The organism is Streptomyces sp. RK62 (genome assembly GCF_018070255.1).
Classification (GTDB): Bacteria; Actinomycetota; Actinomycetes; order Streptomycetales; family Streptomycetaceae; genus Streptomyces; species Streptomyces nigra.
This window is the reverse complement of the sequence record NZ_JAGPYD010000009.1, coordinates 138,402-164,143: the sequence shown is the minus strand read 5'-3', so window position 1 is coordinate 164,143 and position 25,742 is coordinate 138,402. Positions and strand designations below refer to the sequence as shown.

Here is a 25,742-nt window from a genome sequence, read left to right as displayed (position 1 = left end):
GGAGTGTGCTGTGCCCGGCGCCGGGGTGCCGTTGCGCCCACCCGTGCCGCTGGGGGTCCCCCAAGGCCCTTGAGGCACTGGGGGAGGCACGACTGCCCGCAACCGCGCGGACGTTACGCGGTGCCCGTCAGGTGTTCGGGGCGTACCGGGGTCCGGTTCAGCTCCAGCCCCGTCGCGTCCCGGATCGCCGCGAGGACGGCCGGGGTGGACGACAGGGTGGGGGCCTCGCCGACGCCGCGCAGCCCGTACGGCGCGTGGTCGTCGGCGAGTTCGAGCACGTCGACGGGGATGGTCGGCGTGTCGAGGATCGTGGGGATGAGGTAGTCCGTGAAGGAGGGGTTCTTCACCTTCGCCGTCTTCGGGTCGACGATGATCTCCTCCATGACGGCGACGCCCAGGCCCTGGGTGGTGCCGCCCTGGATCTGGCCGATGACGGACAGCGGGTTGAGCGCCTTGCCGACGTCCTGGGCGCAGGCCAGCTCGATCACCTTCACCAGGCCGAGTTCGGTGTCGACCTCGACGACGGCGCGGTGCGCGGCGAACGAGTACTGGACGTGCCCGTTGCCCTGGCCGGTGCGCAGGTCGAAGGGCTCGGTGGGGCGGTGCCGCCACTCGGCCTCGACCTCGACGCTCTCGTCCTCCAGGACGTCGACGAGGTCGGCGAGGACCTCGCCGCCGTCGGTGACGACCTTGCCGCCCTCCAGGAGGAGTTCGGCGGTGGCCCAGGCCGGGTGGTACGAGCCGAACTTGCGCCGCCCGATCTCCAGCACCTTCTCGCGGACCAGCTCGCAGGAGTTCTTCACGGCGCCGCCGGTGACGTACGTCTGCCGGGAGGCGGAGGTCGAGCCGGCGGAGCCGACCTGGGTGTCGGCCGGGTGGATGGTCACCTGGGCGACGCCGAGTTCGGAGCGGGCGATCTGCGCGTGGACGGTGACGCCGCCCTGGCCGACCTCGGCCATCGCGGTGTGCACGGTGGCCACGGGCTCACCGCCGACGACCTCCATCCGGACCTTGGCCGTCGAGTAGTCGTCGAAGCCCTCGGAGAAGCCGACGTTCTTGATGCCGACCGCGTAGCCGACGCCCCGGACGACGCCCTCGCCATGGGTGGTGTTGGACAGGCCGCCGGGCAGCTGCCGTACGTCGGCGCCCTCGCTGGACTCCCACTGGCGCTCCGGCGGCAGGGGCATCGCCTTGACGCGGCGCAGGAGTTCGGCGACCGGGGCCGGCGAGTCGACGGGCTGGCCCGTCGGCATGATCGTGCCCTGCTCCATGGCGTTGCGCTGCCGGAACTCCACCGGGTCCAGGCCGAGTTCCTTCGCCAGCTTGTCCATCTGCGCCTCGTAGGCGAAGCAGGCCTGGACCGCGCCGAAGCCGCGCATCGCGCCGCAGGGCGGGTTGTTGGTGTAGAGGGCGATGGCCTCGATGTCGACGTCGTCGACCACGTAGGGGCCGATGGAGAGCGAGGAGGCGTTGCCGACGACGGCCGGGGAGGCGGAGGCGTAGGCGCCGCCGTCGAGCACGATCCGGCACTTGACGTGGGTCAGCTTGCCGTCGCGGGTGGCGCCGTGCTCGTAGTACAGCTTGGCGGGGTGGCGGTGGACGTGCCCGAAGAAGGACTCGAACCGGTTGTAGACGATCTTGACGGGCTTGCCGGTGCGCAGCGCGAGCAGACAGGCGTGGATCTGCATGGACAGGTCCTCGCGGCCGCCGAAGGCACCGCCGACGCCGGACAGCGTCATCCGGACCTTGCTCTCGGGCAGGCCGAGGACGGGGGCCATCTGGCGGAGGTCGCTGTGCAGCCACTGGGTGGCGATGTAGAGGTGGACTCCGCCGTCCTCGTCGGGCACGGCGAGGCCGGACTCGGGGCCGAGGAACGCCTGGTCCTGCATGCCGAAGGTGTACTCGCCGGTGACGACCACGTCGGCCCGTTCGGCGGCGCGGGCCGCGTCGCCGCGGACGATCGGCTGCCGGTGCACGATGTTGGGGTGCGGGACGTGGCCGGCGTGGTGGTCGTCGCGGTTCTCGTGGACGAGGATCGCGTCGGGGGCGGTCGCGGAGGCCTCGTCGGTGATGACGGGCAGCTCGCGGTACTCGACCTTGATCTTGGCGGCGGCGCGGCGCGCGGTCTCCGGGTGGTCGGCGGCGACTAGGGCGACCGGTTCGCCGTGGTGGCGGACCTTGCCGTGTGCGAGGACCGGGGTGTCCTGGATCTCCAGGCCGTAGTGGCGGACCTCGGTCGGCAGGTCGTCGTAGGTCATGACGGCGTACACGCCGGGCAGGGCGAGGGCCTCGGAGGTGTCGATGGACACGATCTCGGCGTGCGCGACGGTGGAACGCAGGATCTGGCCCCAGAGCATGTCCTCGTGCCACATGTCGGACGAGTAGGCGAACTCGCCGGTGACCTTGAGGGTGCCGTCGGGGCGGAGCGTGGACTCACCGATGCCGCCCTTGGTCGGGGCGCCCTGGGTGATCTTCGTGGGGGTTCCGCTGGGGGACGCCATCGTCAGACCGCCTCTCCCTGCCGTGCGGCCGCGAGGCGGACCGCGTCCATGATCTTCTCGTAGCCGGTGCAGCGGCACAGGTTGCCCGACAGGGCCTCGCGGATGTCCGCGTCGGTCGGGTTGGGGTTGTGCTCCAGCATCTCGTCGGCGGCGACCAGCAGACCGGGGGTGCAGAAGCCGCACTGGACGGCGCCGGCGTCGATGAACGCCTGCTGGATCGGGGCGAGTTCGGTGCCCTCGCCGGTCTGTGAGTCGGTGCCCTTGGCCTGCCACGCCTTCGCCTCGTCGAGCGAGGTGCCGTGGGCGTCGCCGCAGGACCGCTGCCGGGCGTGGTCCGCGAGCCCCTCGACGGTGACGACGTCGCGGCCCTCGACCTGGCCGGCGGCGACCAGGCACGAGCACACCGGCACGCCGTCCAGACGGACCGTGCAGGAGCCGCACTCGCCCTGTTCGCAGGCGTTCTTGGAGCCCGGCAGGCCGAGCCGCTCGCGCAGGACGTACAGCAGGGACTCGCCCTCCCACACGTCGTCGGCTTCCTGCGGACGTCCGTTGACAGTGAAGTTGACACGCATCAGGCGACTCCCTCCGTGGTGGCGGCGGTGCCGCGGTACGACTCCCAGGTCCAGGTCAGCGTGCGGCGGGCCATCACGCCGACCGCGTGGCGCCGGTAGCTCGCGGTGCCCCGGACGTCGTCGATCGGGTTGCAGGCGCCGGCGCACAGTTCGGCGAACCGCTTGGCGACCGACGGGGTGATGATCTTGCCGTTGTCCCAGAAGCCGCCCTCCTCGAGCGCCGCGTTCAGGAACTCCTCGGCGGTCGTGGCGCGGATCGGGGTGGGCGCGGCCGAGCCGATGCCGGTCCGGACGGTCCGCGTCTCGGGGTGCAGGGCGAGGCCGAAGGCGCACACGGCGATCACCATGGCGTTGCGGGTGCCGACCTTGGAGTACTGCTGGGGTCCGTCGGCCTTCTTGATGTGGACGGCGCGGATCAGCTCGTCGGGCGCCAGCGCGTTGCGCTTCACGCCGGTGTAGAAGGCGTCGATCGGGATACGGCGGCTGCCGCGCACCGACTCGGCCTCGACCTCGGCGCCGGCGGCGAGGAGGGCCGGGTGGGCGTCACCGGCCGGGGAGGCGGTGCCGAGGTTGCCGCCGACTCCGCCGCGGTTGCGGATCTGCGGGGAGGCTACCGTGTGCGAGGCCAGGGCGAGGCCCGGCAGCTCGGCCCGCAGGTGCTCCATGATCCGCGTGTACGGCACGGAGGCGCCGAGCCGCACGCTGTCCTCGCCGACCTCCCATTCGTAGAGGTCTCCGATCCGGTTGAGGTCGAGGAGGTACTCGGGCCGGCGGTGGTCGAAGTTGATCTCGACCATCACATCGGTGCCGCCCGCAATCGGCACAGCGGTGGGGTGCTCGGCCTTCGCGGCGAGCGCCTCCTCCCAGCTGGCGGGGCGAAGGAAGTCCATGACCGGCTCTCTTCTTCGTCTCGTGGGTCGTACGGATCGAGCCAGATCGGGTGCGGCGGGCCCGGCTCGTTCATGTGCTGTTCACGCTGATGGACGTCAGTACACAGGCCTGTGCTCCACCGGTGTCAGTCACGGAAACCATGAAGGAGTTGGCTGGCCACGACGGGCATCTTGTAGATTCGTATGAACGGAGGACATCCGTAACCTCCCTGCTTCCCCGGGGAAACATCCGGCACGGCTCTGTGACCTGGGACACCGTCCGAAAGACGACGAGCGCGCCGCCCGTGGGGGCCGCTCGCGGCCCGTGCGCGGGCCTGCCCGGACCCCTCAAGATCCATCGTAGTTTTCGAGACAGAAGAACGGCGGCGACGAGAATGCGGCTGCGCGCACTGCTGGACACCGATGCGCTGGGCCTGAAGCTGCTCGGCGGCGAGGACGAGCTCGACCGCACCGTGCGCGGGGTCATGACCACGGATCTGAGGGACCCCAGCCGCTATCTGTCGGGCGGGGAGCTGGTGCTCACCGGGCTGGCGTGGCGGCGGGACGCCGCGGACTCCGACCCTTTCGTCCGCATCCTCGTGCAGGCCGGTGTGGCGGCCCTGGCGGCCGGTACGGCCGAGCTCGGCGATGTCCCGGAGGATCTGGTGGTGGCCTGCGCCCGGCACCGGCTGCCGCTGTTCGCGGTGCACGAGTCGGTGGCGTTCGCGACGGTCACCGAGCATGTCGTCCGGCAGGTCAGCGGGGAGCGGGCCGGGGATCTGGCGGCCGTCGTGGACCGGCACCGCCGGCTGATGACGTCGGGCCCGGCGGGCGGCGGCCCGGACGTGGTCCTCGATCTGCTCGGCTCCGACCTGGACCTGCGCGCCTGGGTGCTGTCCCCGGCGGGACGGCTGATCGCGGGCTCGAAGTCGGCCGGCCCGGCGCTGCCGCCCGACCTGTGCGCGCGGCTCGCGGCCGGCCATCTGGCGGCCGCCCGCTCGGGCCGCCGCGGCCCGCACCGGGTGACGCTCGGGAACACCGTGTACTCGCTCTTCCCGATCCGCAGCGGCGGCCGGCCGGCCGGGGACCCCCGCGAGACGGTGCTGTCCGAGTGGCTGCTGGCCGTGGAGGCGGACGCCGGGGACTGGCCCGCCGAGCGGCTGGACCTCCTCCAGGGCGTCACCCAGCTGATCGCCGTGGAGCGGGACCGCCGGGACGCCGCCCGCACGGTACGGCGCAGGCTCGCGCAGGAGGTCCTGGAGCTGGTCCAGACGGGCGCGGCGCCCGCCGAGATCGCCGCCCGGCTGCGGGTGGCGGCCCCGGTGCTGCTGCCCGGCCTCGGGGCGGCCCCGCACTGGCAGGTCGTGGTCGCCCGGGTCGAGTGGGCGGACGGCGATATCGAGCCGGGTCCGGCCGCGCAGGCCCTGCTGGAGGAGATCCTGGTCGACCCCCGCGCCACCGGCCCGGAGCCCTCCGACCGGATCGCGGTGGCGCACACCGGCGAGGAGGCGATCGCGCTGGTGCCGCTCCCCGCGGTCTCCGCCGAGCACGACGGCTCGGAGGCCGGCGTGCTGGCCGACGCGCTGCTGGACGCCGTGGCCGAGCCGCTCTCCGCGGGGCTGGACGACGACGGCCGGATCACGCTCGGGGTGAGCGCGGCCGTGCACTCCGCGGAGGGGCTGCGCGGCGCCCTGGAGGAGGCCCGGCACGCACGCCGGGTGGCCGCGGCCCGGGTGGGCCGGGTGTGCGCGGCCGGCCATCAGGAGCTCGCCTCGCACGTCCTGCTGCTGCCGTTCGTGCCCGACGACGTCCGGCGGGCGTTCACCGCGCGGCTGCTGGACCCGCTGCGCGACTACGACCGCCGGCACCGCGCCGAGCTGATCCCCACCCTGGAGGCGTTCCTCGACTGCGACGGCTCCTGGACCCGGTGCGCGACCCGGCTGCACCTGCACGTCAACACACTGCGCTACCGGGTCGGCCGGATCGAGCAGTTGACGGGCCGGGACCTGTCCCGGCTGGAGGACAAGCTGGATTTCTTCCTGGCATTGCGGATGAGCTGAACCGGCGCGGGGGGCGCGCGGAGGTGGCACCAAGTGCCGTCCGTGTCCCACGACTTTGTGAAATCCTTCACCCACCCTCTTGGCCGGGCGCGATGATTCGTGCTGAGATGCCGCCACCACTCAACAGCTCGATGGCGTGCTCGGGGAGGGCGAGGTGGCGTATACCGCCATGTCTGGTAACGGAACGACCGGCGGCGACGATCCACTCCAGACCGCGGTATGGCGGCTGCGCTCACGCGCGTGCTGGGCGGACGCGGCGGCCCTGCTCCAGCCGGTCACCGCACAGGCCGCGCTCCAGCGCGCGGCCCTGCTGGTGGAACGGTGCCTGTACACCGAGCGGGGCTGGGCGGAGGCCGAGGACGCGCTGCGTACGGCCGAGGCGCTGGCCCACACCGACGACGAACGCGGCGCGGCCGCTTGTGAACGAGGGCAACTTGCGTACGCGGCGACGCTGCACTCCGTGCGCGACCGGGCCGACGAGGCGCGGGCGGCGCTGGGCCGGGCGGCCGCGCTGATCGCGCCGGGGGCGCCGGGCCGGGCCCTGCTGGACTTCCGCCGCGGTCTGCTCGCGGAGAACCTGGCGCGCTCGCCGCAGGCCGCCCGCGCCGCCTACCGCCGGGCCCACGCGGGCGCCACGGCGCACGCCGACCCGCTGCTGCTGTCGTTCACCTGGCGGCACCTGGCCGGCCTCGCGCTGCGCGACGGGGAACTGGCCGAGGCACGGCACGGCTTCGCCGAATCCCTGCGCATCCGCGAGGAGTTGGGCTATCTGGTGGGCACGGCCCCGGCGCTGGCGTCGCTGGCCGACACGGAGTCCGAACCGGAGGCGACCCGCCTCCGCGAGGAGGCCCGCCGACTGTTCCGCCTCCTGGGCGGCGTCCCCACCTGGCTGGCGGACCAACTGGCCCCACTGCCACCGGCGGCGACGGCCTGAAGGCCATAAGGAACAAGCCCTAATGCGCGCCTGCGAAGTGCTCGTCGACCAGCGCCCGTACGACCTCCAGGTCGCGGGCGATCAGGGCGTCGAGGAGGGCCGTGTGCTCGGAGGCGTCGGCCAGCAGGTCGGCGTGGCCGCGGCCGGGTGTGCGGGCCGGGCCGGTGAGCGGCCACTGGGCGCGGCGGTGCAGGTCGTCGGCGATCCGCACGAGCTGGGCGTTGCCGGCCAGGGAGAGCACGGCGCGGTGGAAGGTGCGGTCGGACTCGGCGTAGGTGGCCCGGCATCCGGTGGCGGCCGCGCGGACGGTCGCCTCGGCCAGCGGGCGCATCTCGGCCCAGCGTTCGGCGGGCACCGCGTGGGCGAGCCGGAGCATGACGGGGACCTCGATGAGCGCCCGGACCTCGGCGAGTTCGGCCAGGTCCCGGGCGCCGCGCTCGACGACCCGGAACCCCCGGTTGGGGACCACCTCGACGGCGCCCTCCAGGGCGAGCTGCTGCATGGCCTCGCGGACCGGGGTCGCGGAGACGCCGAAGCGGTCGCCGAGGGCGGGTGCCGAGTAGACGGCGCCGGGGGCCAGCTCGCCGGTGACGAGCGCGGTGCGCAGGGCGTCGAGGATCTGCCCGCGCACCGAGGCGCGCTGCACGACCGGGCGCGGCCCGGGGATCGGCGTCTCGCTGTGGGTGTGCTCGCCGCGCGCGGCGGGCGGCGTTCCCTGCGAGGGGACCCGGGGTTCCGGGACGGCCGCCGCGGCCTCCTGGACGTGCGGTGTCCGCGGTGTCCCCGTCGTCGCGGAGCTTCGCGCGCCCTGCTTCACGGGTCCTCCTCCGGGACGGTCGGTACGTGGGGTATTACGGCGGCTTGTTACTCACCCGTCAAGCACCTTAGGCGCAGAACGCGACAGTTCAAACCTCGCCGATCTAGGGGTAAGGTAAGGCTTACCTTCAATGCCTCGCGGATTGGCGGCTCCGATGCCCGTGCCCTCCTCAGCTCTCGAGCACGCCTACGCCCGTCTCGCCGAGGTCCTCCCGGGGCTCGACATCACCCAGCCGGCCACCGCCGCGGCGCTGCCCCGGCACGGCGGCTGGGTCACCGCGAGCGCGCTGGCGGAGGGCGGCCCCGGGCTCGACGCGTTCCTCGCCTGGGACGACGCCCAGGTGCTCCGGGACTACGGGCGGTCCGCGCGCCCGGACGTCGTCGCCAGCTTCGGACTGCACCGCTACGCCTGGCCGGCGTGCCTGCTGATCACCGTGCCGTGGTTCCTGCTCCGCCGCGTCCCGCGCTTCCCCGTGACGCATGTCTCGTACGACCGTACGGACCCCCGCGCACCCCTGGGCCGTCTCGCCGCGCGTCCGGTGTCCTTCGCCTGCCTGCCCGGCGACCCCGCGGCCGGCCTGCCCGGCGCACGCGTGGTCCCCGACGAGGAGGCCCTGCGGGCCGAGGTGCGCGCGGCCGTCGCCGAGCACCTGGAGCCGGTCCTCGGCGGCTTCGGCCCCCGGATGCGGCGGCGCGGGCGCGCCCTGTGGGGCATGGCGACGGACGAGGTCGTCGAGGGCCTGTGGTACGTGGCGCATCTGTTCGGGGACGGCGAGCAGGAGCGGGCCCGGCACGAGCTGGAGCTGCTGCTGCCGGGCGCGACGAAGCCGTACGTGGGCTCGGCCGCCTTCCGTGAGCTGACGGGTCCGGACGGCGAGTCCCTGCCGACCCGTGACCGGGCGAGCTGCTGCATGTTCTACACGGTGCGCCCCGAGGACACCTGCGCGACCTGTCCGCGCACCTGCGACGCCGACCGGCTGGCCAAGCTCCTCGCGGCCTGAAACGACCGGCAACGACCGCGAACGGCCGTTTCTCGTACAGCCGTTCGGACGCGCTCGTTTCACAGCTTCCACACTTTCCGCAGGAACTTTCCACGGAACCACCCGCACGGGTAGTGTTGTTCGAACTCAACTCCCGCCCCTCAAGCGGCAGTTCGAGCAGAACGCCGCCCTGGGCATCCCCTTGCACCTCCTTGGCGGCCTCTTGCCCCGAAACCCCCTGAGGGCCGCAGGGATTGGGCCACTATGGCGGGCGTTACGCCCTATCCCAATGCAAGGGACCCCAGATGAGATTGACCGACATATCGCTGAACTGGCTGCTTCCGGGCGCCGTACTGCTCCTGGGCATGCTGGCGGCGGTGGCGGTGCTCGCTCGCGGGAAACGGTCCGGGGAGCACGTGACCGAGGACTCCTGGGAGCGCAACGAGGAGCGCCGCAGGCGCAAGGAGGCCATCTACGGCACGGCGTCCTATGTGCTGCTCTTCTGCTGTGCGGCCGTCGCCGCCGCGCTCTCCTTCAAGGGCCTGGTCGGCTTCGGTGAGCAGAACCTGGGCCTCAGCGACGGCTGGCAGTACCTGGTGCCGTTCGGTCTCGACGGTGCGGCGATGTTCTGTTCCGTGCTCGCGGTGCGCGAGGCCAGCCACGGCGACGCGGCGCTCGGCTCCCGGATACTCGTGTGGACGTTCGCGGGCGCCGCGGCCTGGTTCAACTGGGTGCACGCGCCCCGCGGCCTGAGCCACGCCGGCGCCCCGCACTTCTTCGCCGGCATGTCCCTGTCGGCGGCCGTCCTGTTCGACCGTGCCCTCAAGCAGACCCGCCGGGCCGCGCTGCGCGAGCAGGGCCTGGTGCCGCGCCCGCTGCCGCAGATCCGCATAGTGCGCTGGCTGCGGGCGCCCCGCGAGACCTACAAGGCGTGGTCGCTCATGCTGCTGGAGAACGTCCGCAGCCTGGACGAGGCGGTCGACGAGGTCCGCGAGGACAAGCGGCAGAAGGAGGCGGCCCGCCTGCGCCGCCGGGACAAGGAGCGCATGGAGCGCGCCCAGCTCAAGGCGATCAGCCGCGGCCACCGCGGGTTCATCGGCCGCGGCGGCGGCCGGCAGGGCGAGCCGCAGGCCCTGGAGCCCGCCTCGTCCCAGGTCACCGCGGAGCCCGCCATATCCTCGCCGGAACCGCTGCCCGTGCGTACTCGCCCTTCTCTTGAGCCCGTACGCACCGGTTCGGAACCGGTGACCGTCGATCTGACCGCGGAGGACGACACGATGGCGCTGCCGCGGCTGGACTCCCTGGAGCGCAAGCTCAAGGACCTGGAGCAGCAGTTCGGCTGAGCCCGTCCCAGCCACGCATCTACGGGAAGGGGCGCGACCCACGGCACGGGTCGCGCCCCTTCCCGTCGTCCGGCGTCACACGTCGACGCCGAGCTCGAACCAGACGGCCTTGCCCACGCCGTGCACGCACACGCCCCAGGCGTCCGCCAGGGACTGCACGAGCAGCAGACCCCGGCCGCTCGTACCGGTGTCGGCGTCCGGTACGCGCATCCTGGGCCGCCGGGACGTGAAGTCCCGTACCTCCACGCGCAGTCCGTCCGGTCCCACGGTGGCGGTCAGCACCGCGTCCCGGTCGGTGTGCACGAGTGCGTTGGTGACGAGTTCGCTGGTGAGCAGTTCGGCGGTGTCGGAGCCGCCGCCCCTGCCGCACTGCCGCAGCAGTTCGCGCAGCGCCCTGCGCGCCTCCGGTACCGCCCGCAGATCGGCCCGGCCGAGTCTGCGCCTGAGCTGGGAGGTCCGTATGTGGTCCCCGGCGCCCCCGGTCCCGTCCTCCGCCTTCTTCGCCGAGGAGGCCCCGACCGCCGTGGTACCGCCTCCCCGTGCCTGCCTCTTCATGACCCCCGCCTGCGTGCCGATGTCGGTTCCCCTCCTGGCTCGAACACGTTCACGGGAACCATTCCCCGGTCGCGGTGGCGAACAGTCATGTCCCGTCATCAACTACCAGGTGTTCGGCCATCGGCGGCCGGTCCGTACCGGTGGGTGAAAGCCGGAACACCGTGTTTCGGGCGTCCGGAGCGGCGGGCGGGCCGGTTCCGTCACCTGTCCCGCCGGGAGGACGGGGCGGGACGGGGTTTGCGACGGCATGAGGCGGGGCCGTCCTCCGGTGCGGGCAGGAGAGGGCCGTGCGGCGCCCCGGCACACGCCCCTCGCGCCGACCCGCGTACGGGCGTCCGGACCGTACGGGATCACGCGGAACGCCGACCCGGCCCTGCCGAAGTCGGCGTACCCGGTGCGGACACCCGGGTGGACGGAGGAGTCGGCGGCCGGGACCCCTCGGCGCCGACGCCCCCGTCCTCGGAAAGTGGCTGAAACGGGACGCTGTCACTCCCCCGTGGGGCCGCCCGCCCGACCCCCGTGCGGGAGGGCGGCCCCGTGACGCGCCGGCCGTGCGGTCAGTACAGCTTGTCGACCGCGGTGGTGGTCGTCTTCTTGAACGCCTTCACCGGGGCGTCCGAGAAGTCCCCCATCTGCCCCCAGCGCACGAGGGTGACCGTGCCGCCGTCCCGGCCGACCGAGGTCAGGTCGATGTCCATCGCGCCCCACGCCGCCCGCGTGTGCACCGCGTGCACCCGGGCCCCCTCCTCCACCGGCAGGGTCCCGTAGGTGCGGTACTCCGCCTCGATCTCGGGGTCGGCGCCGGCCCGCAGCGCACAGCGCCGGACCTCCCGGTCGAGGCGCCGGGCGAGCGCCTCCGCCTTGGCACTGTCACCGACCACGACGACGATCTGCTGGGCGTTGGTCTCCAGTTCGGTGCGGAAGTCGCGGTGACGGATGTCGTAGGCGAGCAGTGCCTCCCCGAAGCAGTACTCCAGCTCCACCGGCACCCCGTCGGTGACCGGGCCCGCGGTCCAGCCCGTCGGGTGCGGCGGCAGCTGGGACGCCGTCAGGAATCCGGGCGCGGCCTTCGGCGCGGCGCCGGCCGGTGCGGCGGTGAGCGCGGCCCCGGCGGTCAGCCCGGCCACGGCGAGCGCGGCGAGCACACCGGTGCGGATGGTCGTGGACATGGGCGGCCCCCCGTGGGATGAGTCGGTGCGTGTGACGACCGTGGTGAAAGGCCGTCACCGACGCCGTTCGGTCGTCGCGGCTCCAGGCCGGTGCGGCACCAGAAGCATCAGCCGCCCCAGTGGGCCGCCGCAAGCGCCGGGCGCCGATCGGCGACGGTGGAACCATCCCAGCCCCGTTGACGTGCAGATAAGGGGAGTGCCTGGGATGCCGTCCCGGGACGGACTGGACACGGGGGAACGGGTGTCGGAAGTGCGGGACGACGTCCAGGAGTTCGCGACGCTGCTCAGACGGCTCAAGGAGCGCACCGACCGCAGCTACGGGCAGTTGGCCCGCCGCCTCGCGATGAACACCTCCACGCTGCACCGCTACTGCGCCGGGGAGGCCGTACCGCTCGAGTTCGCCCCCGTGGAACGGTTCGCGGCGCTGTGCGCGGCGACCCCCCAGGAGCGGCTGGAGCTGCACCGGCTGTGGCTCGCCGCGGTGGCGGCCCGTCAACGGCCCCGCGGCCGGCAGAGCCCGAACCCGGAGACCCCGCAGCCGGAGACGCCCGACGAGGCGGAGACGACCACCGAGACGCCGACGGAGACCGGTGAGGCCCCCTCTGCGGAGGCCCCCGGCACGGACGAGGCGGCCACCGACGTCACCCCGGCGCCCGCCCCCGCGCGCAAGGACCATCCCCGCCCCCGGCGCCGCCGTCTCCTCGTGCTCACGGCCGCCGCCACCGCGCTCCTCGCCGGTGTCGGGGCCCTCGCCGCCCTGCCGGACGACCGGACGCGCCGGCCCGACCAGGTGCGGGCGGTCGACCCGACCCGTACGACGGCCCCGCCGACGTCTCGCCCTTCGCCGCCCCGCTCCGCCTCCCCCACCCCCACGACGGCGTCCCCCTCCCCCGGCGTCTCGACGAAGTCCGCGCCGGGGAAGAAGGGTGGCGCGGAGCCGTCGGGGAAGGCCACGAGTCCACGGCCCCCGGGGGGCGTGCCCCTGGCCTGGAGTGTGGACTCGCACGTGTGGCAGGCCGGCTGCGGCCACGACTACGTCCTCACCCGGCCCCCGGAGCAGGTGCCCCCGCCGCCCCCGGGGCAGGACGCCCGCGCGTGGGCGACCTCCCTGGGGGCGGTGCACGGGCGGCAGACCATGGTGAAGGTGACGGTGCAGGGCCGCAGTTCGACCGCCGTCGTGCTGGAGGCGCTGCGCGTCCGGATGGTGAGCCGTGCGGCGCCGATGAAGGGCACCGCGTACGCGATGGGCTCCGGCTGCGGCGGGGCGCTGACGCCGCGTTACTTCGACGTCGACCTGGACAAGGACCGGCCGATCGCGCGCCCCCAGGACGGCAGCGACTCCGGCACCCCGATCCCGGCGATGCGGCTGCCGTACCGGGTGTCCGCGACGGACCCGGAGGTGCTGCTGATCACCGCGCAGACCGCGGACTGCGACTGCTCCTGGTACCTGGAGCTCGACTGGTCCTCGCAGGGCCGTACCGGAACCGTCCGCATCGACGACCGAGGCCGTCCGTTCCGTACGACGGGCATCGGCTCGCTGCCGCGCTATGTGTACGAGACGTCGGAGCGGGCGTGGGTGCCGTACACCTGATCAGGCCTCCCAGACGGCGGCGGCCGTACGGTCGTCGGCGTACCCCTTGACCCGGACCCGGGTGTCGGCGAGGAAGTCGGCGAGGCCGGGCGGCGGGGAGCCGGACCAGCGGCGCCGGAGGTGGGCGGCGAGTTCCGGTTCGCCGCGCAGCGGGTCGGCGAGACCGCCCGTGCACAGCAGCAGGGTGTCGCCGGGGCGGGCGACGGAGGCGCGGAAGCGGAAGGGTTCACGGGGCGGCTCGGGCGCCGGTTCGTAGGGGCTCGGGGGCGTCGGGACGCCGAGGTCCATGGTGAGCCGGTCGCCCTCGGGGGTCTCGGCGGGTGCCGAGCCGAAGCCGACGACGGGTTCGCCGGCCGCGTCGGTGACGCGCGGCTCGATGTCCTGCCATTCACCGTCCCGCAGCCGGAACAGCCCTCCGTCGCCGGCGCCGAAGAAGACCCGGGTCCGGCACTCGGGGTCGGCGGGCAGCAGCAGGCAGCGCAGGGTGGCCGCGTACTCCTCGGGGTCGACGCCCTGCTCGACGGCGCCGGCGCGGAGCCGGCCGAGGCTGCGGCCGGTGAGCCGGTGCAGCCCGGACTTGAGGTCGCCGCGCCGGCCGGCCCGCATGTCCCGGGCGAGGCGTTCATGGCTGGTGCCGACGGCCCGGCCGATCCAGTGGCACGCCTCGGCGGCGGCCCGGTGGGCCCGCGGGGTGGCGCGGGCGCCGGTGGCCATCGCGACCAGCAGCAGGGCGTGTTCACCGGTGCCGAAGCGGGCGGTGAGGAGGGAGTCGCGGCGGGGTTCGCCCCGGTAGCGGGCGGAGTCGCCGCGCAGGGACACGGCCCGCAGGGTGGCGGTGCCGTAGCGGGCGCCGTCGAGGACGGTGTCGGGGACCAGGTCGTCGAGGCCGTCCGGGTCGGCCGGGGGCAGGGCGGTCGGTTCCGGGTCGTAGGTGGGCGGGCCGGCGCCCACGTAGTCGAGGGTGCGGGCCGGCCGGTCCGGGGCGGGCGGCGGGGGCGGCTCCTCGTCGGCCGGTGCCCGCGGGTCCTCCACGGTGAAGCCGGGCGGGCGGGGCAGCCCTTCCGGGAACGCCGAGGGCGTCCGCTCGGGGGCGTTCGCGCCGGTGCGCTGCGCCGGGACGTCCGGGCGCCGGCTCCCGTCCGGGCGCTGGTTAACGTCCGGGCTCTCGCTCCCGTCCGGGCGCTGGTTCACGGTCCCCGCGGCCGAGGCGTACCGGTCGTCGAGCGAGTCGGGCGCCGCGGACGGGCCCGCGTCGTCGGCGTCGCCGTACAGCTGGCCCCACCAGTCGTCCTCGTGACCGGTGGGCTTGCCCCCCTGCTGATTCATGCCCCCGATTGTCCCCCGCGGGGCCCGGATGGGAACGGGGCATCGGCAAATCCGGCCGCGCAGAGCGCCGAGAGGGACACGTCGGGTGACATGGCGAACGGGCGTACGAGACGCCCGGTGCCGTTGGTGGTGCCCGGGCGGCAGTGCCTGATCTGCGCGTCCTCGCGTGCTCCTGCACTCTGGTCAGATGGGAGTCTGGGACCTCGTGCTGGTGGGCCTGGTCCTCCTGCTCGGCCTGTGCGGGGTGATGGTGCCCGGGGTGCCGGGGTCCTGGCTCGTGTGGGCGGCCGTCCTGTGGTGGGCGCTCGCGGACGTCGAGCCGGTGACGTGGTGGGTGCTCGTCGGGGCGACCGTCGCGCTGTTCCTCTCCCAGGTGGTGCGCTGGGCGCTGCCGCCCCGGCGCCTGCGCCCCGGCTGGGCCGGCCGCCGGACGGCGGTGTACGCGGCGGCGGGCTCGTTCCTGGGATTCTTCCTCGTCCCGGTGGTCGGTTCGGTGCCCGGGTTCCTGGGCGGCGCCTATCTGGAGGCCCGGCGCCGCCTCGGCCGGCACGGCGAGGCGCGGGCCGCGGTGCGCACGGCGATGCGCTCGGGCGGATGGAGCGTGCTGACGGAGCTGTTCACCTGCCAGCTGATCGCGGGCGCCTGGCTGGGCGCGGTCATGTGGGGCTGACCTACGGCAGGGTGCCCTCCAGGGTGAGCAGCCGGATCTTGCGGTCGAGCCCGCCCGCGTACCCCGTGAGGGAGCCGTCGGCGCCGATCACCCGGTGGCAGGGGCGTACGACGAGCAGCGGGTTGGCGCCGATCGCGCCGCCGACGGCCCGGACGGCGGGCCGGGACGCGCCGATGCGCGCGGCGATCTCGCCGTAGGTCGTGGTGGCCCCGTACGGGACGTCGTCGAGGGCGGTCCAGACCCGCTCGCGGAACTCGCTGCCCGGCGCGCTCAGCTCCAGGTCGAACTCCTTCAGCTCCCCGGCGAAGTAGGCGGCGAGCTGCTCCCGGGCGGCGCGGAAGGGCCCGGGGTCGTGCCGCCAGTCCGCGAGGACCGTACGGCCGCCCCTCTGGCCCGGCACGGACACGGAGGTCAGGGCGCCGGTGGCGGGGTCGGCGGTGAGCAGGAGGGGGCCGAGGGGGCTGTCGACCTCGGTCCAGGGGATACGGGGGGCCATGGCGGTCCTCTCGGTCGTGGTCATCGGGGGTCGGGCTCGCCCGCGGCGCGCAGATGGCGCAGCGCGTAGGAGCGCCAGGGCCGCCAGGCGTCGGGCAGGTCGGTGCCGGGCGGCGCCACGTCCGGGTCGGCGAGGGCGCGGGTACGGATCACGGCGGCGGTACGGGCGTCCAGGCCGGGCAGGTCCCGCAGGGCACGGTACGCCTCGTCCCGGTCGGCGCCCGCGTCGAGGCGCAGGGCGCCGTCGGCGAGGGCGGTGGTCAGCGCGCCGAGCGCGCCGCCGGGTTCGGCGCCGGCGAGCACGGCGGGCTCGGGGAACAGATGGGTGAGGCCGCCGCTGGGCGCGTCGAGCGTCTTGCCGTACCGGCGCACCAGCTCGGCGGCCCGCCCGGGCCCGGCGAGGGCCCGTACGGCCAGTTCGCCGGGGTCGGCGGCGCCGGGCGAGCGCAGTCCGGGCCGGGCCGCGACCAGGGGCGCGAGCCGGGGGTCGGCGCCGAGCCGCGCGTCGACGGCGTACGGGTCGGCGTCCAGGTCGAACAGCCGGCGCAGCCGCTGTACGGCGGTGGTGAGATCGCGGAGGTCGGTGAGGTGGAGCCGGGCGTCGAGCCAGCCCCCGGGGTGGGCGGCCCCGCCCCGGCCGGACGCCGGTGCCCGTTCCGCGACGGCGGCGACGGCACTGCCGTGGGGCAGCCGCAGGGTGCGGCGGTAGAGGCGGTCGCCGGGCGGTCCGGTGACCTCCTCGACGCCGGGCACGGCCTCCTCGGCGAGCAGGTCGAAGACCGTTGTGGCGTGGTATGGGCCCCGGTGGGCGAGCCGCAGCGGGATGCCCGCGGACGGGGCGGCCGTACGCCCGGCGGGGCGGCCGGCGCGGGGTGCGTCGGCGCGCAGCTCGGTCGGGGTGCGGGCGTAGACGGCCCGGATCGTGTCGTTGAACTGGCGGACACTGGCGAACCCGGCGGCGAACGCGACCTGCGTGATCGGCAGGCCGGTCGTCTGGAGCAGCACCCGCGCGGTGTGGGCCCGCTGGGCCCGGGCCAGCGCGACGGGCCCGGCGCCGAGCTCGGCGGTGAGCTGCCGCTGCACCTGCCGGGCGCTGTAGCCGAGCCGTGCGGCGAGCCCGGCGACACCCTCCCGGTCGACGATCCCGTCGCCGATGAGCCGCATCGCCCGCCCGGCCACGTCCGCCCGTACGTCCCAGGCGGCGGAGCCGGGCACGGCGTCCGGACGGCACCGCCGGCAGGCCCGGAAACCGGAGCCCTGCGCGGCGGCGGCCGTCGGGAAGAACCGCACGTTGTGCCGCTTCGGCGTGACCGCCGGGCAGCTGGGGCGGCAGTAGACGCCGGTCGTCTCGACGGCGAAGAAGAACTCCCCGTCGAACCGGGCGTCGCGGCTGCGCACCGCCTCGTACCTGCTGTCCTCGTCCTTCACGCTGTCCAGTGTCCGCCCCGCCGCGGGCCGGCGCTGGCGGGAATCGGACACCGAGCAGGACGGGCCCGCGTCACCGCAGCCGGCCGCGCTTGGCCTCCATCGCGGCCCGGCCCTGCGCGCCCTTGCGCTTCCACTCCCGGCGCATCTCGGCGCGCAGCCGTGCGTCGGTCTTGGCGACGATGTACTGGTTCTCCCGCTTGAGCTTGCGGTAGCTCTCCAGCCGGCGGACGGGCAGCTCGCCGGAGTCGATCGCGGCCAGGACGGCGCAGCCGGGCTCCGCCTCGTGGGCGCAGTCGTGGAAGCGGCACCCCTCGGCGAGGGCCTCGATCTCGGAGAAGACCTGGCCGACGCCGGTCTCCGCGTCGTAGAGGCCGACGCCGCGCAGGCCCGGGGTGTCGATGAGGACCCCGCCGCCGGGCAGCGCGAGGAGGTTGCGGGTGGTGGTCGTGTGCCGTCCCTTGCCGTCCACGTCCCGGGTGGCCCGCACCTCCATGACGTCCTCGCCGAGCAGCGCGTTGGCGAGGGTGGACTTGCCGGCGCCGGACTGCCCGAGCAGGACGCTCGTGCCTCCGCCGACCAGGGCGACGAGCACGTCGAGGCCGTCCCCGTCCACGCTGCTGACCGGGAGCACGGGCACGCCGGGGGCCGTGGTCTCCACGTCCCGCACGAGGTACGAGAGCGTCATGGCGTCCGGCACCAGGTCGGCCTTGGTGAGGACGACGACCGGCTGGGCGCCCGACTCCCAGGCCAGCGCGAGGAACCGCTCGATCCGGCCCAGGTCGAGTTCGGCGGCGAGCGACACGGCGACGATGGCGTGGTCGACGTTGGCGGCGAGGATCTGCCCCTCGGACCGCTTGGAGGAGGTGGACCGCACGAAGGCGGTGCGGCGCGGCAGATACGCCTGGACGTAGCGAGGGTGGGCGCCTTCGGGGTCGACGGCGACCCAGTCGCCGGTGCACACGACCTTCATGGGGTCGTGCGGGGTGACGAAGGCGGTGTCGGCGCGGACGACGCCGTCGGCGGTGACGACGTCGCACTGGCCCCGGTCGACGCGGACGACGCGTCCGGGGAGGAGTCCTTCGGCCGCGTGCGGCGCGAAGGCGTCCGCCCATGCCTCGTCCCAGCCGTAGGGGGCGAGAGCGGTGCGGACGGAGGAGGAAGCGGCAGAGCTGGAAGTCAACGGGTGACCCTTCACAAGGGCGGCCCCGGCCGTCGCGCGTGAGGACGCGCGAGGAAGGTGGGTGTCAGCCGGCGGCCACGGAGGTGGACGGGATGGTTCGCATGCGGGCAGCGCTCATCGCGATGACAGCCATCGGTCGACACCTCCTCGTCACTTCCGCCGGACCGCGGCGGCCAGGGGCCACCGCTGTGGGAACGCCGTCACTCTGCCGGGCCGCGCTCCCGCCCGTCAACCGGTTTTCAGGGCGCAGGTCCTGCCGTCGAGGGTGAGGTCGTACGCCGGGGAGTTGGCGCCCCGCCAGGAGCCGAGGAAGCCGAAGGTCAGCTTGCCGCCGGCCGCGACGGACTTGTTGTAGTCGGCGGCGGTGGCGGTGACCCGGGGGCCGTTCTGGGCGTACTCGGCGTCCCACATCTGGCCGACCCGCTGGCCGTCCCGGAACGACCAGGCGACGCGCCAGTCGTCCAGGGCGCGGTCGGTGGTGACGGTGACGATGGCCTGGAAACCGTCGGTCCACTCGTTGACGACGTCGTAGACCGCCGTGCAGGACGGGGGTTCGGCCGTGGACGGCCGCGGTGTCCTGGGGCGGGCCGTCGTGGACGGGGTGCCCTGCGGTTCGGGATCGGGGTCACGGGTCGCCCGGTCCGCGCGGGGCGAAGGGCTCGCGGACGGCTTCGGCGTCTTGGAGGCCGGGCGGGTGGCGGCGGTGACCGGCAGGGAGAAGCCGGGGTCGGTGACGGGCCGGCGTGCGGAGAGGTCGCCGTCGGCCGCGCCGGTGCCGGCGGACGAGCCGCCCTGGGTCATCGACACGGCGAGGGCGAGCGCGGAGACGAGGACGGCGGTGACGAGCAGGGCGCCGCGGACCATCCGCGCCTTGTGGGCGCCGGGGCGGGCCGGGGCGTCCGGGTCCGCGCCGGGGTGGGCGGCGAGACGGGCCTCGGCGGCCCGGCGGCGGCGCTCCAGATAGGCGAGTCCGCCCCAGCCGAGGACGCCCCCGGCGAGGGCGGCGGGCAGCCCTCCGCCGTGCGGCCGCAGACAGGCGGCGGCCTCGGCACACGGCACACAGGTGGCGAGGTGGCGGGAGAGGTCGCCGGGGATGTCGGCGGCGGGCGAGCGGTGCACGGCGTCGAGGAGGCGGGCGTAGCTGCGGCACCGCGCGTCCATCGGGGTGTCGAGGTGGTTGCGCCGGCAGCGGTCCCGGAACAGGCCGCGCACCTGGGCGACCTCGTCGGAGACGGTGGCCGGGTCGAGGCCCAGGGTGCGGGCGACGACGTGCGGCGGCAGCGCCTCGACCTCGGTGAGCCAGAGCAGGGCCGCGTCCGGTTCCTGCATGTCGCGCAGTCCGCGCAGCGCGACGGGACGCCCGAGCGGGGGCCCGGTGTAGCGGGCGGCGTGCTCGGAGTTGAGCCACAGCCGCAGGTCGGGGTCGAGGCCGTCGCCCCGGCCGCTCTCCTCCCAGGCGGCCGCCGTGGTGCGCACGGCGACCAGCAGCAGGGGGATACGGGGCAGCCGGGCGGGGCGGCGGGCGGCGCCCGGTCCCGTCCCGGCCTCGCGGGCCTCGCGCAGCCCTGCCGCGAAGGCCTCCGAGGCCAGATGGCCCGCCGACTCGGGGCCGACCGTGCACAGGTCGGCGTACGACAGCACGGCGTCCCAGCACTCGGCGAACAGGGCGGCCTCGGTGGCGTCCTGAGGGGTCGGCAGGTCGGGCATGAGTCTCCTGCATCCACATCCGAGGTCAACTCACCCCAGGGAAAGGGGAGTTGAGGGGACCCTCGCGGCAGGGCAGGAGCTTTGCACGTCTCCGTCACAACTGACAAGCGCTGTGTTCAGAGCTCATGACGGACCGTGGCGCCCCGCCCCCGTGGCCCCTTGTACGGATGCGGACCCCGTCCGGCTCACCCGTCACCCCACCTATACCGTGCTGGACTCCTCCGCGGGAAGGCTGTCCATGAAGGAACTCACGGAGAACACCGCGCGGCCGGGGCCGGGCTCGCCGTAGCCGGGGGGCGACGACAGGCCGAACTCCTCCATCGTCTGCCGGTACGCCTGGAGCAGCCGGATGTGGTACTCCAGCGGCGCGCCCTGCGGGTTGGCCTTGCCGAGCGGGGTGGTCGGCTCGGGGCACCAGGTGGTGAAGCGGGGCGTGATGCCCTTCGACATGAAGAAGCGCAGGCCCTCCGTGGTGGACGCGATCGCCTCGTCGACGGTCTTGAACCCGAACGGCTCGGCCATCTCCACACCGGCCACGAAGTTGGGGATCACGTTGCGTGCGCCGAAGATCTCCGCGGAGTCGAGGATGCGGCGGTGCCACTCGTCACGGCCGACGTACCGCTCCTTGCCGGGGCAGTACATCTTGAACAGGTACTCGTCCCACACCTCGTAGTTGGGGTGGTAGATCTGCACGCCGTAGTCCTTGAAGCGCTGCACGTCGTCCTTGGGCAGCGCCTGGGCGACGACCTTGCCGATCCAGCGGCCGGGGAAGCGCTCCTCGATCGCCTTGGCGTAGTGGCCGTAGAAGTCGGCCTCGTCACGGCCGGAGACGGTCTTGGTGATGGCGCCGCCGGTGAGGGTGTAGGCGGTGGACGCCTTCGCCGTGTCGTACCGGTCGATGATCTCCAGCGCCTCGAGGACCTCCTCGACGTCCTTCACGCCGGTGTAGGGCCGCCCGGCCGCCTTGTGCTGGCGCCAGTTGTGGTTGATGTCGCAGTACTGGCACTCCTCCTTGGCGCCGAAGTACTGGCAGACCCGGAAGACGGTGAGGTAGATCAGGTAGCCCCACTGGATGGTGGGGGCGACCTCCATCACGGACTTCCCGTTGGACAGCTTGTGCCGGTAGTACTCCGGCATCGGCGGTACACCGACGTCGGAGATGCGCTTGCCGTCCAGGTAGAGGCCGAGCATGCCGTGCTCGTCGGCGGCGACCCGGTAGGGGGACGCCGGGTTCACCCGGACCGACACGACGGTGCGGCGCAGGTCGTAGGGGCCGCCGGTGAGGATGATCTCCTCGGGCGGGCGCCGCAGGGCGGCCTCGCCGAGCTCGGGCAGGGTGCCGTGGTCGAACGAGAAGATGAAGTACGACTTCGGTTTGACCTCACCGCCCTCGTTGTCGCTCAGGGCCGACGGGTCGAAGGCGACCCCGCCCCGGAGCAGATCCTCCTTGAAGACGGCTTCCCGCGGAACGTGCGGGAATCGCTCCATCAGATCCTCGACCAGTGCGGTGCGGCTGCCCATCCGTAATCTCCTCCCGGCACAGGCTCTCTGCGTACGACTCCTCACGGTATGCCCCTGCCCTCGGGCGGGCCGCGCCGGGGCCCCTTCCAGCAGGTCGTGGCGTGTGCCGGGGGTCACGCCTCGCGTGCCAGCGCGGCCGGGTCGACGGCGTGGGCGAGGGGTGAACCGGCGGCCAGGCGGGCGGCCTCCTCGGCGACGACGAGGCCCAGCCGGGCCGTCTCGTTGCCCTGGGAGCCCGCCCGGTGCGGGGTGAGCACCGCGTTCGGCAGGTCGTACAGGGGTGACCCGGCGGGCAGCGGCTCGGGGTCGGTGACGTCGAGGATCGCGGAGAGCCGGCCGGTGCGCAGCTCGGTGACGAGGGCGTCGTGGTCTAGGAGCGAGCCGCGCGCGGTGTTGATCAGGACGGCCCCGTCCGGCATCAGGGAGAGTTCGCGGGCGCCGATCAGCTGCCGGGTCTCGGGGGTGGCGGGGGCGTGCAGGGTCACGACGTCCGAGGTGCGCAGCAGCTCGTCCAGCGGCAGCAGCGGGACGCCGAGGGCGGCGGCCGTCTCCTCGTCGGCGTACGGGTCGGTCAGGGCCGGCACCAGGTCGAAGGGGCGCAGCAGCTCGATGACCCGGCGGCCGATGCGCGAGGCGCCGATCACCCCGACCCGGCGGCCGAGATTGCCGATGCCGGGGAGCAGCCCCCAGCCATTGAAGGCGTCCCGCTCGGCACGCAGCCGGTCGCGCACGGCGAAGAGGTCCTTGCCGGAGAGCAGGATCATGGCGAGCGTGTACTCGGCGACGGGCAGCGCGTTGGCGGCCGCCGCCGAGCCCACCGCGATCCCCCGGCGCCACACCTCGGGGGTGACGATCCCCTTGACGGACCCGGCCGCGTGCAGCACGGCCCGCAGACGCGGGACGGCGTCCAGGGCGGCGGCGTCCAGCAGGGGGCCGCCCCAGCCGGTGACGAGGATCTCGGCGCGGGCCAGGGCGTCCTTCACCCGGGGATCCGTGAAGTCCTCGGCGACCAGGGCCGCGTCGATGTCCACCGTCTCGCGCAGCCGGGCCAGCACCGGGGGCGGGAAGACCAGGGGGACGTTCTCCGCGGACAGGGCGAAGACGGCGTACGGCCGCTGGGTCAACGCGTGGCCTCCGGCTCGGTGGAATGGGCCCGGGACGTCGGTCGTGGAAAACGGTCTCTACCGTAGGCATCCGCGGATGAGAGGGTCAACGCGACAGACACGCACCGTGAAGGGCGACAGGATGACCGGGACGATCACCAACTGGGCGGGCAACATCACCTACGGCGCCGGGGAGCTGCACCGCCCGGCCTCGGTCGACAAGGTGGCCGCCCTGGTGGCCGCGAGCACACGGGTGCGGGTGCTGGGCAGCGGGCACTCCTTCAACGAGATCGCCGAGCCCGGTCCGGACGGGGTCCTGCTGTCCATCGCGGCCCTGCCCCCGCTGGTCGACGTGGACGGCGCCGCGCGCAGGGTCCGCGTCTCGGGCGGCACCCGGTACGCCGAGCTGGCCCGCGCCGTGCACACGCACGGCCTGGCGCTGCCGAACATGGCGTCGCTGCCGCACATCTCGGTGGCCGGTTCCGTCGCCACCGGCACCCATGGCTCGGGCGTCGGCAACGGCTCGCTGGCGTCGGCCGTGCGCGAGGTGGAGCTGGTCACCGCCGACGGTTCGGTGGTGCGGATCGGCCGGGACGATCCGCGGTTCGGGGGTGCCGTCACCTCGCTGGGCGCGCTCGGCGTGGTCACCGCGCTCACCCTGGACCTGGAGCCCGCCTTCGAGGTCGAGCAGCACGTGTTCACCGAGCTTCCGCTGGCCGGACTGGACACGGCGGCGTTCGAGGCGGTGATGTCGGCGGCGTACAGCGTCAGCCTGTTCACCGACTGGCGTGCGCCGGGCTTCAGGCAGGTGTGGCTCAAGCGGCGCACCGACCAGCCGCTGCCGGAGATCACGGGGGCCGCGCCCGCCACCGAGAAGCTGCACCCGGTGCCGGGGATGCCCGCGGTCAACTGCACCGAGCAGTTCGGGGTGCCGGGCCCGTGGCACGAGCGGCTGCCGCACTTCCGGGCCGAGTTCACGCCGAGCAGCGGCGCCGAGCTCCAGTCGGAGTATCTGCTGCCCCGCGACCGCGCGCTGGAGGCCCTGCACGCGGTCGACGCGATCCGGGACACGGTCGCCCCGGTCCTGCAGACCTGCGAGGTGCGCACGGTCGCCGCCGACGAACAGTGGCTCAGCCCGTCCTACGGGCGGGACACGGTGGCCCTGCACTTCACGTGGATCGAGGACACGGCGGCGGTGCTTCCGGTGGTGCGGCGGCTGGAGGCGGCGCTGGACGCCTTCGCGCCCCGGCCGCACTGGGGGAAGGTGTTCACGACGCCCGCCGGGGTGCTGCGCGACCGGTATCCGCGCCTGGACGACTTCCGGGCGCTGGCGCGTGAGCTGGACCCGAAGGGCACGTTCGCCAACGCGTTCGTACGGGATGTCCTGGGCGAGTGAAGAGGCTGCGGGGGACTTCGTACAGCCCCTTTCCTAAGCCCTTGTCCAACGGCGGGCGCACGCCATAGCCTGACGCCGCGCCGGTGCCCATCCGCCCGGCCCGGACGAAGGGACGGGGGCACCCCGTGAAGCGCACGTCACGCGACATCCGTACCGCGAACCGCTACGAGGTGCTGCGCCAGATCATCGCCGCGTCGCCGACCTCGCGGCAGGAGCTGGCGGCGGCCACCGGGCTGAGCCTGGCCACGGTGGCCACCCTCGTGGGCGAGCTGCTGGACCTGGGGATGATCACGGAGGTCGGCTTCGAGGACTCGGCGGGCGGCCGTCCCCGGGGCCTCGTCGCCGTGCACGCGTCCGGCGGCACCCTGATCGGCGTCGACATCGCGGAGACCTACGTCCGGGTGGAGCTCTTCGATCTCGCGCTGAAGGTGCTGGCCCGCGCGGACGAGGAGATGCGCCCCGGGGAGAGCCGGCCCGAGCAGGTCGTCGGCCATGTCGCGGCCGCCGTCGGCTCGGTGGTCGCGCAGGCCGGGGCGGAGGGCGCGCGGGTGCTGGGCGTCGGGGTGAGCGTGCCGGGGCAGGTGGACCGGGCGACGGGCGTGTGCGAGTACGCGCCCAACTGGGACTGGCACGACGTGCCGTTGCTCGATCTGCTCGCCGAGCACATCGCCTATCCGCTGCACCTGGACAACCCGTTGCGCGCCTGCGCGGTGGCCGAGCTGTGGTTCGGGGCGGCACGGGGCAGCGAGGACGCCGTGGTGGTCAACCTCGGCACCGGCGTCGGCGCGGGCCTGGTGCTCGGCGGCGGACTGCACCGGGGCGTGAGCAACAGCGCGGGCGAGTGGGGCCATACGACGCTCGTCCTGGACGGCCGCCCGTGCCACTGCGGCGACCACGGCTGTGTGGAGACGTATGTGGGGGCGCCCGGCATCATGCGGAACCTGCGGGAGGTGGACCCCGCGAGCCCGCTGCTGCACGACGGCGACCAGACGGCCACGATCGACGCGCTGGCCCGCGCGGTGGCCGCCGACGACCCCGTGGCCCTCGAGACGGTCCGGCGCACCGCCCGCTATCTCGGCGCCGGCATCGCCGACCTGGTGAACCTGCTCAACCCGCAGGTCGTGGTGCTCAGCAGCTGGGTGGCGGCGGCGCTCGGCGAGCCGCTGCTGCGCGAGGTCCGCGAGGCGGTGGCCCGGCACGCGCTGCGCCGGCCGCTGACCGGCACCCGGATCGTCCTGTCCCCCATCCCCACCGACCCGGTCTGTCTGGGCGCGGCCACGTTCGCCCTGGAGGGCGCCCTGCAGTCCGTGGGGCAGCGGATCAAGAGCCGTACGGTGTCCACCTCCTGACGGCCCCTCAGGGGCAGTCGCGTCCGGTATGCCGAACGGCGCACAACGCTTCGCACAGACTTCGTCCAACCCCTTGCCGAAGTATTGGCCGAAGGTTAGCGTCCGGCACCGCACCCTCCTTGGACCGCCTGCCGCCGGGCCCCCGCCGGCCACGGGCGGCGCAGAGCCGCACTCGAG

General features: G+C 74.1%; 21 protein-coding genes. 8 read left to right on the top strand and 13 right to left on the bottom strand.

Going from position 1 to position 25,742, the window contains the following annotated elements:
• Positions 1 to 113: 113 nt before the first annotated feature.
• From KBY32_RS18915 to KBY32_RS18905, 3 genes are read right to left on the bottom strand one after another with little or no spacing between them, the layout of a single operon-like run.
• Entirely contained in the window at positions 114 to 2,501 is a 2,388-nt protein-coding gene (locus KBY32_RS18915) for a xanthine dehydrogenase family protein molybdopterin-binding subunit (RefSeq protein ID WP_210980882.1), read from the bottom strand.
• Between the two features lie 2 nt (positions 2,502 to 2,503).
• Positions 2,504 to 3,073: a (2Fe-2S)-binding protein gene (locus KBY32_RS18910; RefSeq protein ID WP_210980881.1), complete on the bottom strand. Its 570-nt coding sequence runs from the start codon at positions 3,071 to 3,073 to the stop codon at positions 2,504 to 2,506.
• Positions 3,073 to 3,963: a xanthine dehydrogenase family protein subunit M gene (locus KBY32_RS18905; protein ID WP_055623966.1), complete on the bottom strand. Its 891-nt coding sequence runs from the start codon at positions 3,961 to 3,963 to the stop codon at positions 3,073 to 3,075. The genes KBY32_RS18910 and KBY32_RS18905 overlap by 1 nt, the downstream gene beginning before the upstream one ends.
• Positions 3,964 to 4,337: 374 nt before the next feature.
• On the opposite strand from KBY32_RS18905, the gene KBY32_RS18900 reads away from it, so the two are divergent.
• Together KBY32_RS18900 and KBY32_RS18895 are read left to right on the top strand one after the other, a co-directional pair.
• Positions 4,338 to 6,002: a PucR family transcriptional regulator gene (locus KBY32_RS18900; RefSeq protein ID WP_210980880.1), complete on the top strand. Its 1,665-nt coding sequence runs from the start codon at positions 4,338 to 4,340 to the stop codon at positions 6,000 to 6,002.
• Positions 6,003 to 6,156: 154 nt separating this feature from the next.
• Positions 6,157 to 6,936 (top strand): hypothetical protein, encoded by a 780-nt coding sequence (locus KBY32_RS18895; RefSeq protein ID WP_055624058.1) that lies wholly within the window; start codon positions 6,157 to 6,159, stop codon positions 6,934 to 6,936.
• Positions 6,937 to 6,955: 19 nt separating this feature from the next.
• On the opposite strand, the gene KBY32_RS18890 is transcribed toward KBY32_RS18895, so the two are convergent.
• Positions 6,956 to 7,753 (bottom strand): GntR family transcriptional regulator, encoded by a 798-nt coding sequence (locus KBY32_RS18890; RefSeq protein WP_210980879.1) that lies wholly within the window; start codon positions 7,751 to 7,753, stop codon positions 6,956 to 6,958.
• Positions 7,754 to 7,907: 154 nt separating this feature from the next.
• On the opposite strand from KBY32_RS18890, the gene KBY32_RS18885 reads away from it, so the two are divergent.
• Complete coding sequence (locus tag KBY32_RS18885; protein ID WP_210980878.1) at positions 7,908 to 8,753, top strand: (2Fe-2S)-binding protein; 846 nt, start codon at positions 7,908 to 7,910, stop codon at positions 8,751 to 8,753.
• A 284-nt stretch (positions 8,754 to 9,037) separates the two neighbouring features.
• The gene (locus KBY32_RS18880; protein ID WP_055623970.1) at positions 9,038 to 10,075 is read left to right on the top strand and encodes a DUF2637 domain-containing protein; all 1,038 of its coding nucleotides are present in this window, start codon (positions 9,038 to 9,040) and stop codon (positions 10,073 to 10,075) included.
• 75 nt (positions 10,076 to 10,150) lie between these two features.
• Here KBY32_RS18880 and KBY32_RS18875 read toward each other — a convergent pair whose 3' ends face one another.
• Both KBY32_RS18875 and KBY32_RS18870 read right to left on the bottom strand, forming a co-directional pair.
• Positions 10,151 to 10,630, bottom strand: a complete 480-nt coding sequence (locus tag KBY32_RS18875; protein WP_079033798.1) for an ATP-binding protein — start codon at positions 10,628 to 10,630, stop codon at positions 10,151 to 10,153.
• A gap of 557 nt (positions 10,631 to 11,187) precedes the next feature.
• Positions 11,188 to 11,799, bottom strand: coding sequence for a hypothetical protein (locus KBY32_RS18870; protein ID WP_210980877.1), 612 nt, complete (start codon positions 11,797 to 11,799; stop codon positions 11,188 to 11,190).
• A gap of 205 nt (positions 11,800 to 12,004) precedes the next feature.
• On the opposite strand from KBY32_RS18870, the gene KBY32_RS18865 reads away from it, so the two are divergent.
• Positions 12,005 to 13,390 carry a helix-turn-helix transcriptional regulator gene (locus KBY32_RS18865; RefSeq protein WP_210980876.1) on the top strand — a complete coding sequence of 462 codons (1,386 nt, stop codon included), beginning with the start codon at positions 12,005 to 12,007 and terminating at the stop codon, positions 13,388 to 13,390.
• Here KBY32_RS18865 and KBY32_RS18860 read toward each other — a convergent pair whose 3' ends face one another.
• Positions 13,391 to 14,716 (bottom strand): protein phosphatase 2C domain-containing protein, encoded by a 1,326-nt coding sequence (locus KBY32_RS18860; RefSeq protein ID WP_210980875.1) that lies wholly within the window; start codon positions 14,714 to 14,716, stop codon positions 13,391 to 13,393.
• Between the two features lie 187 nt (positions 14,717 to 14,903).
• On the opposite strand from KBY32_RS18860, the gene KBY32_RS18855 reads away from it, so the two are divergent.
• Positions 14,904 to 15,386, top strand: a complete 483-nt coding sequence (locus KBY32_RS18855; protein WP_210980874.1) for a DUF456 domain-containing protein — start codon at positions 14,904 to 14,906, stop codon at positions 15,384 to 15,386.
• Between the two features lies 1 nt (position 15,387).
• Here KBY32_RS18855 and KBY32_RS18850 read toward each other — a convergent pair whose 3' ends face one another.
• From KBY32_RS18850 to KBY32_RS18825, 6 genes are all read right to left on the bottom strand, one after another.
• Entirely contained in the window at positions 15,388 to 15,906 is a 519-nt protein-coding gene (locus tag KBY32_RS18850; protein WP_374224962.1) for a methylated-DNA--[protein]-cysteine S-methyltransferase, read from the bottom strand.
• Positions 15,903 to 17,309, bottom strand: a complete 1,407-nt coding sequence (locus KBY32_RS18845) for an AlkA N-terminal domain-containing protein (RefSeq protein WP_210980872.1) — start codon at positions 17,307 to 17,309, stop codon at positions 15,903 to 15,905. The genes KBY32_RS18850 and KBY32_RS18845 overlap by 4 nt, the downstream gene beginning before the upstream one ends.
• A gap of 70 nt (positions 17,310 to 17,379) precedes the next feature.
• Positions 17,380 to 18,489 carry a ribosome small subunit-dependent GTPase A gene (rsgA, locus tag KBY32_RS18840; RefSeq protein WP_210980871.1) on the bottom strand — a complete coding sequence of 370 codons (1,110 nt, stop codon included), beginning with the start codon at positions 18,487 to 18,489 and terminating at the stop codon, positions 17,380 to 17,382.
• A gap of 228 nt (positions 18,490 to 18,717) precedes the next feature.
• Entirely contained in the window at positions 18,718 to 20,196 is a 1,479-nt protein-coding gene (locus tag KBY32_RS18835; protein ID WP_210980870.1) for a cellulose binding domain-containing protein, read from the bottom strand.
• A gap of 201 nt (positions 20,197 to 20,397) precedes the next feature.
• On the bottom strand, positions 20,398 to 21,717 hold the full coding sequence (locus KBY32_RS18830; RefSeq protein WP_115504677.1) for a radical SAM protein: 1,320 nt from the start codon (positions 21,715 to 21,717) through the stop codon (positions 20,398 to 20,400).
• A gap of 113 nt (positions 21,718 to 21,830) precedes the next feature.
• On the bottom strand, positions 21,831 to 22,841 hold the full coding sequence (locus KBY32_RS18825; RefSeq protein ID WP_210980869.1) for a hydroxyacid dehydrogenase: 1,011 nt from the start codon (positions 22,839 to 22,841) through the stop codon (positions 21,831 to 21,833).
• Between the two features lie 121 nt (positions 22,842 to 22,962).
• Here KBY32_RS18825 and KBY32_RS18820 point away from each other — a divergent pair, with 121 nt between their 5' ends.
• A complete protein-coding gene (locus tag KBY32_RS18820; protein WP_210980868.1) occupies positions 22,963 to 24,216 on the top strand; it encodes an FAD-binding protein in 1,254 nt (417 codons plus the stop codon).
• 125 nt (positions 24,217 to 24,341) lie between these two features.
• Positions 24,342 to 25,565, top strand: a complete 1,224-nt coding sequence (locus tag KBY32_RS18815; RefSeq protein ID WP_210980867.1) for an ROK family transcriptional regulator — start codon at positions 24,342 to 24,344, stop codon at positions 25,563 to 25,565.
• Positions 25,566 to 25,742: the final 177 nt, after the last annotated feature.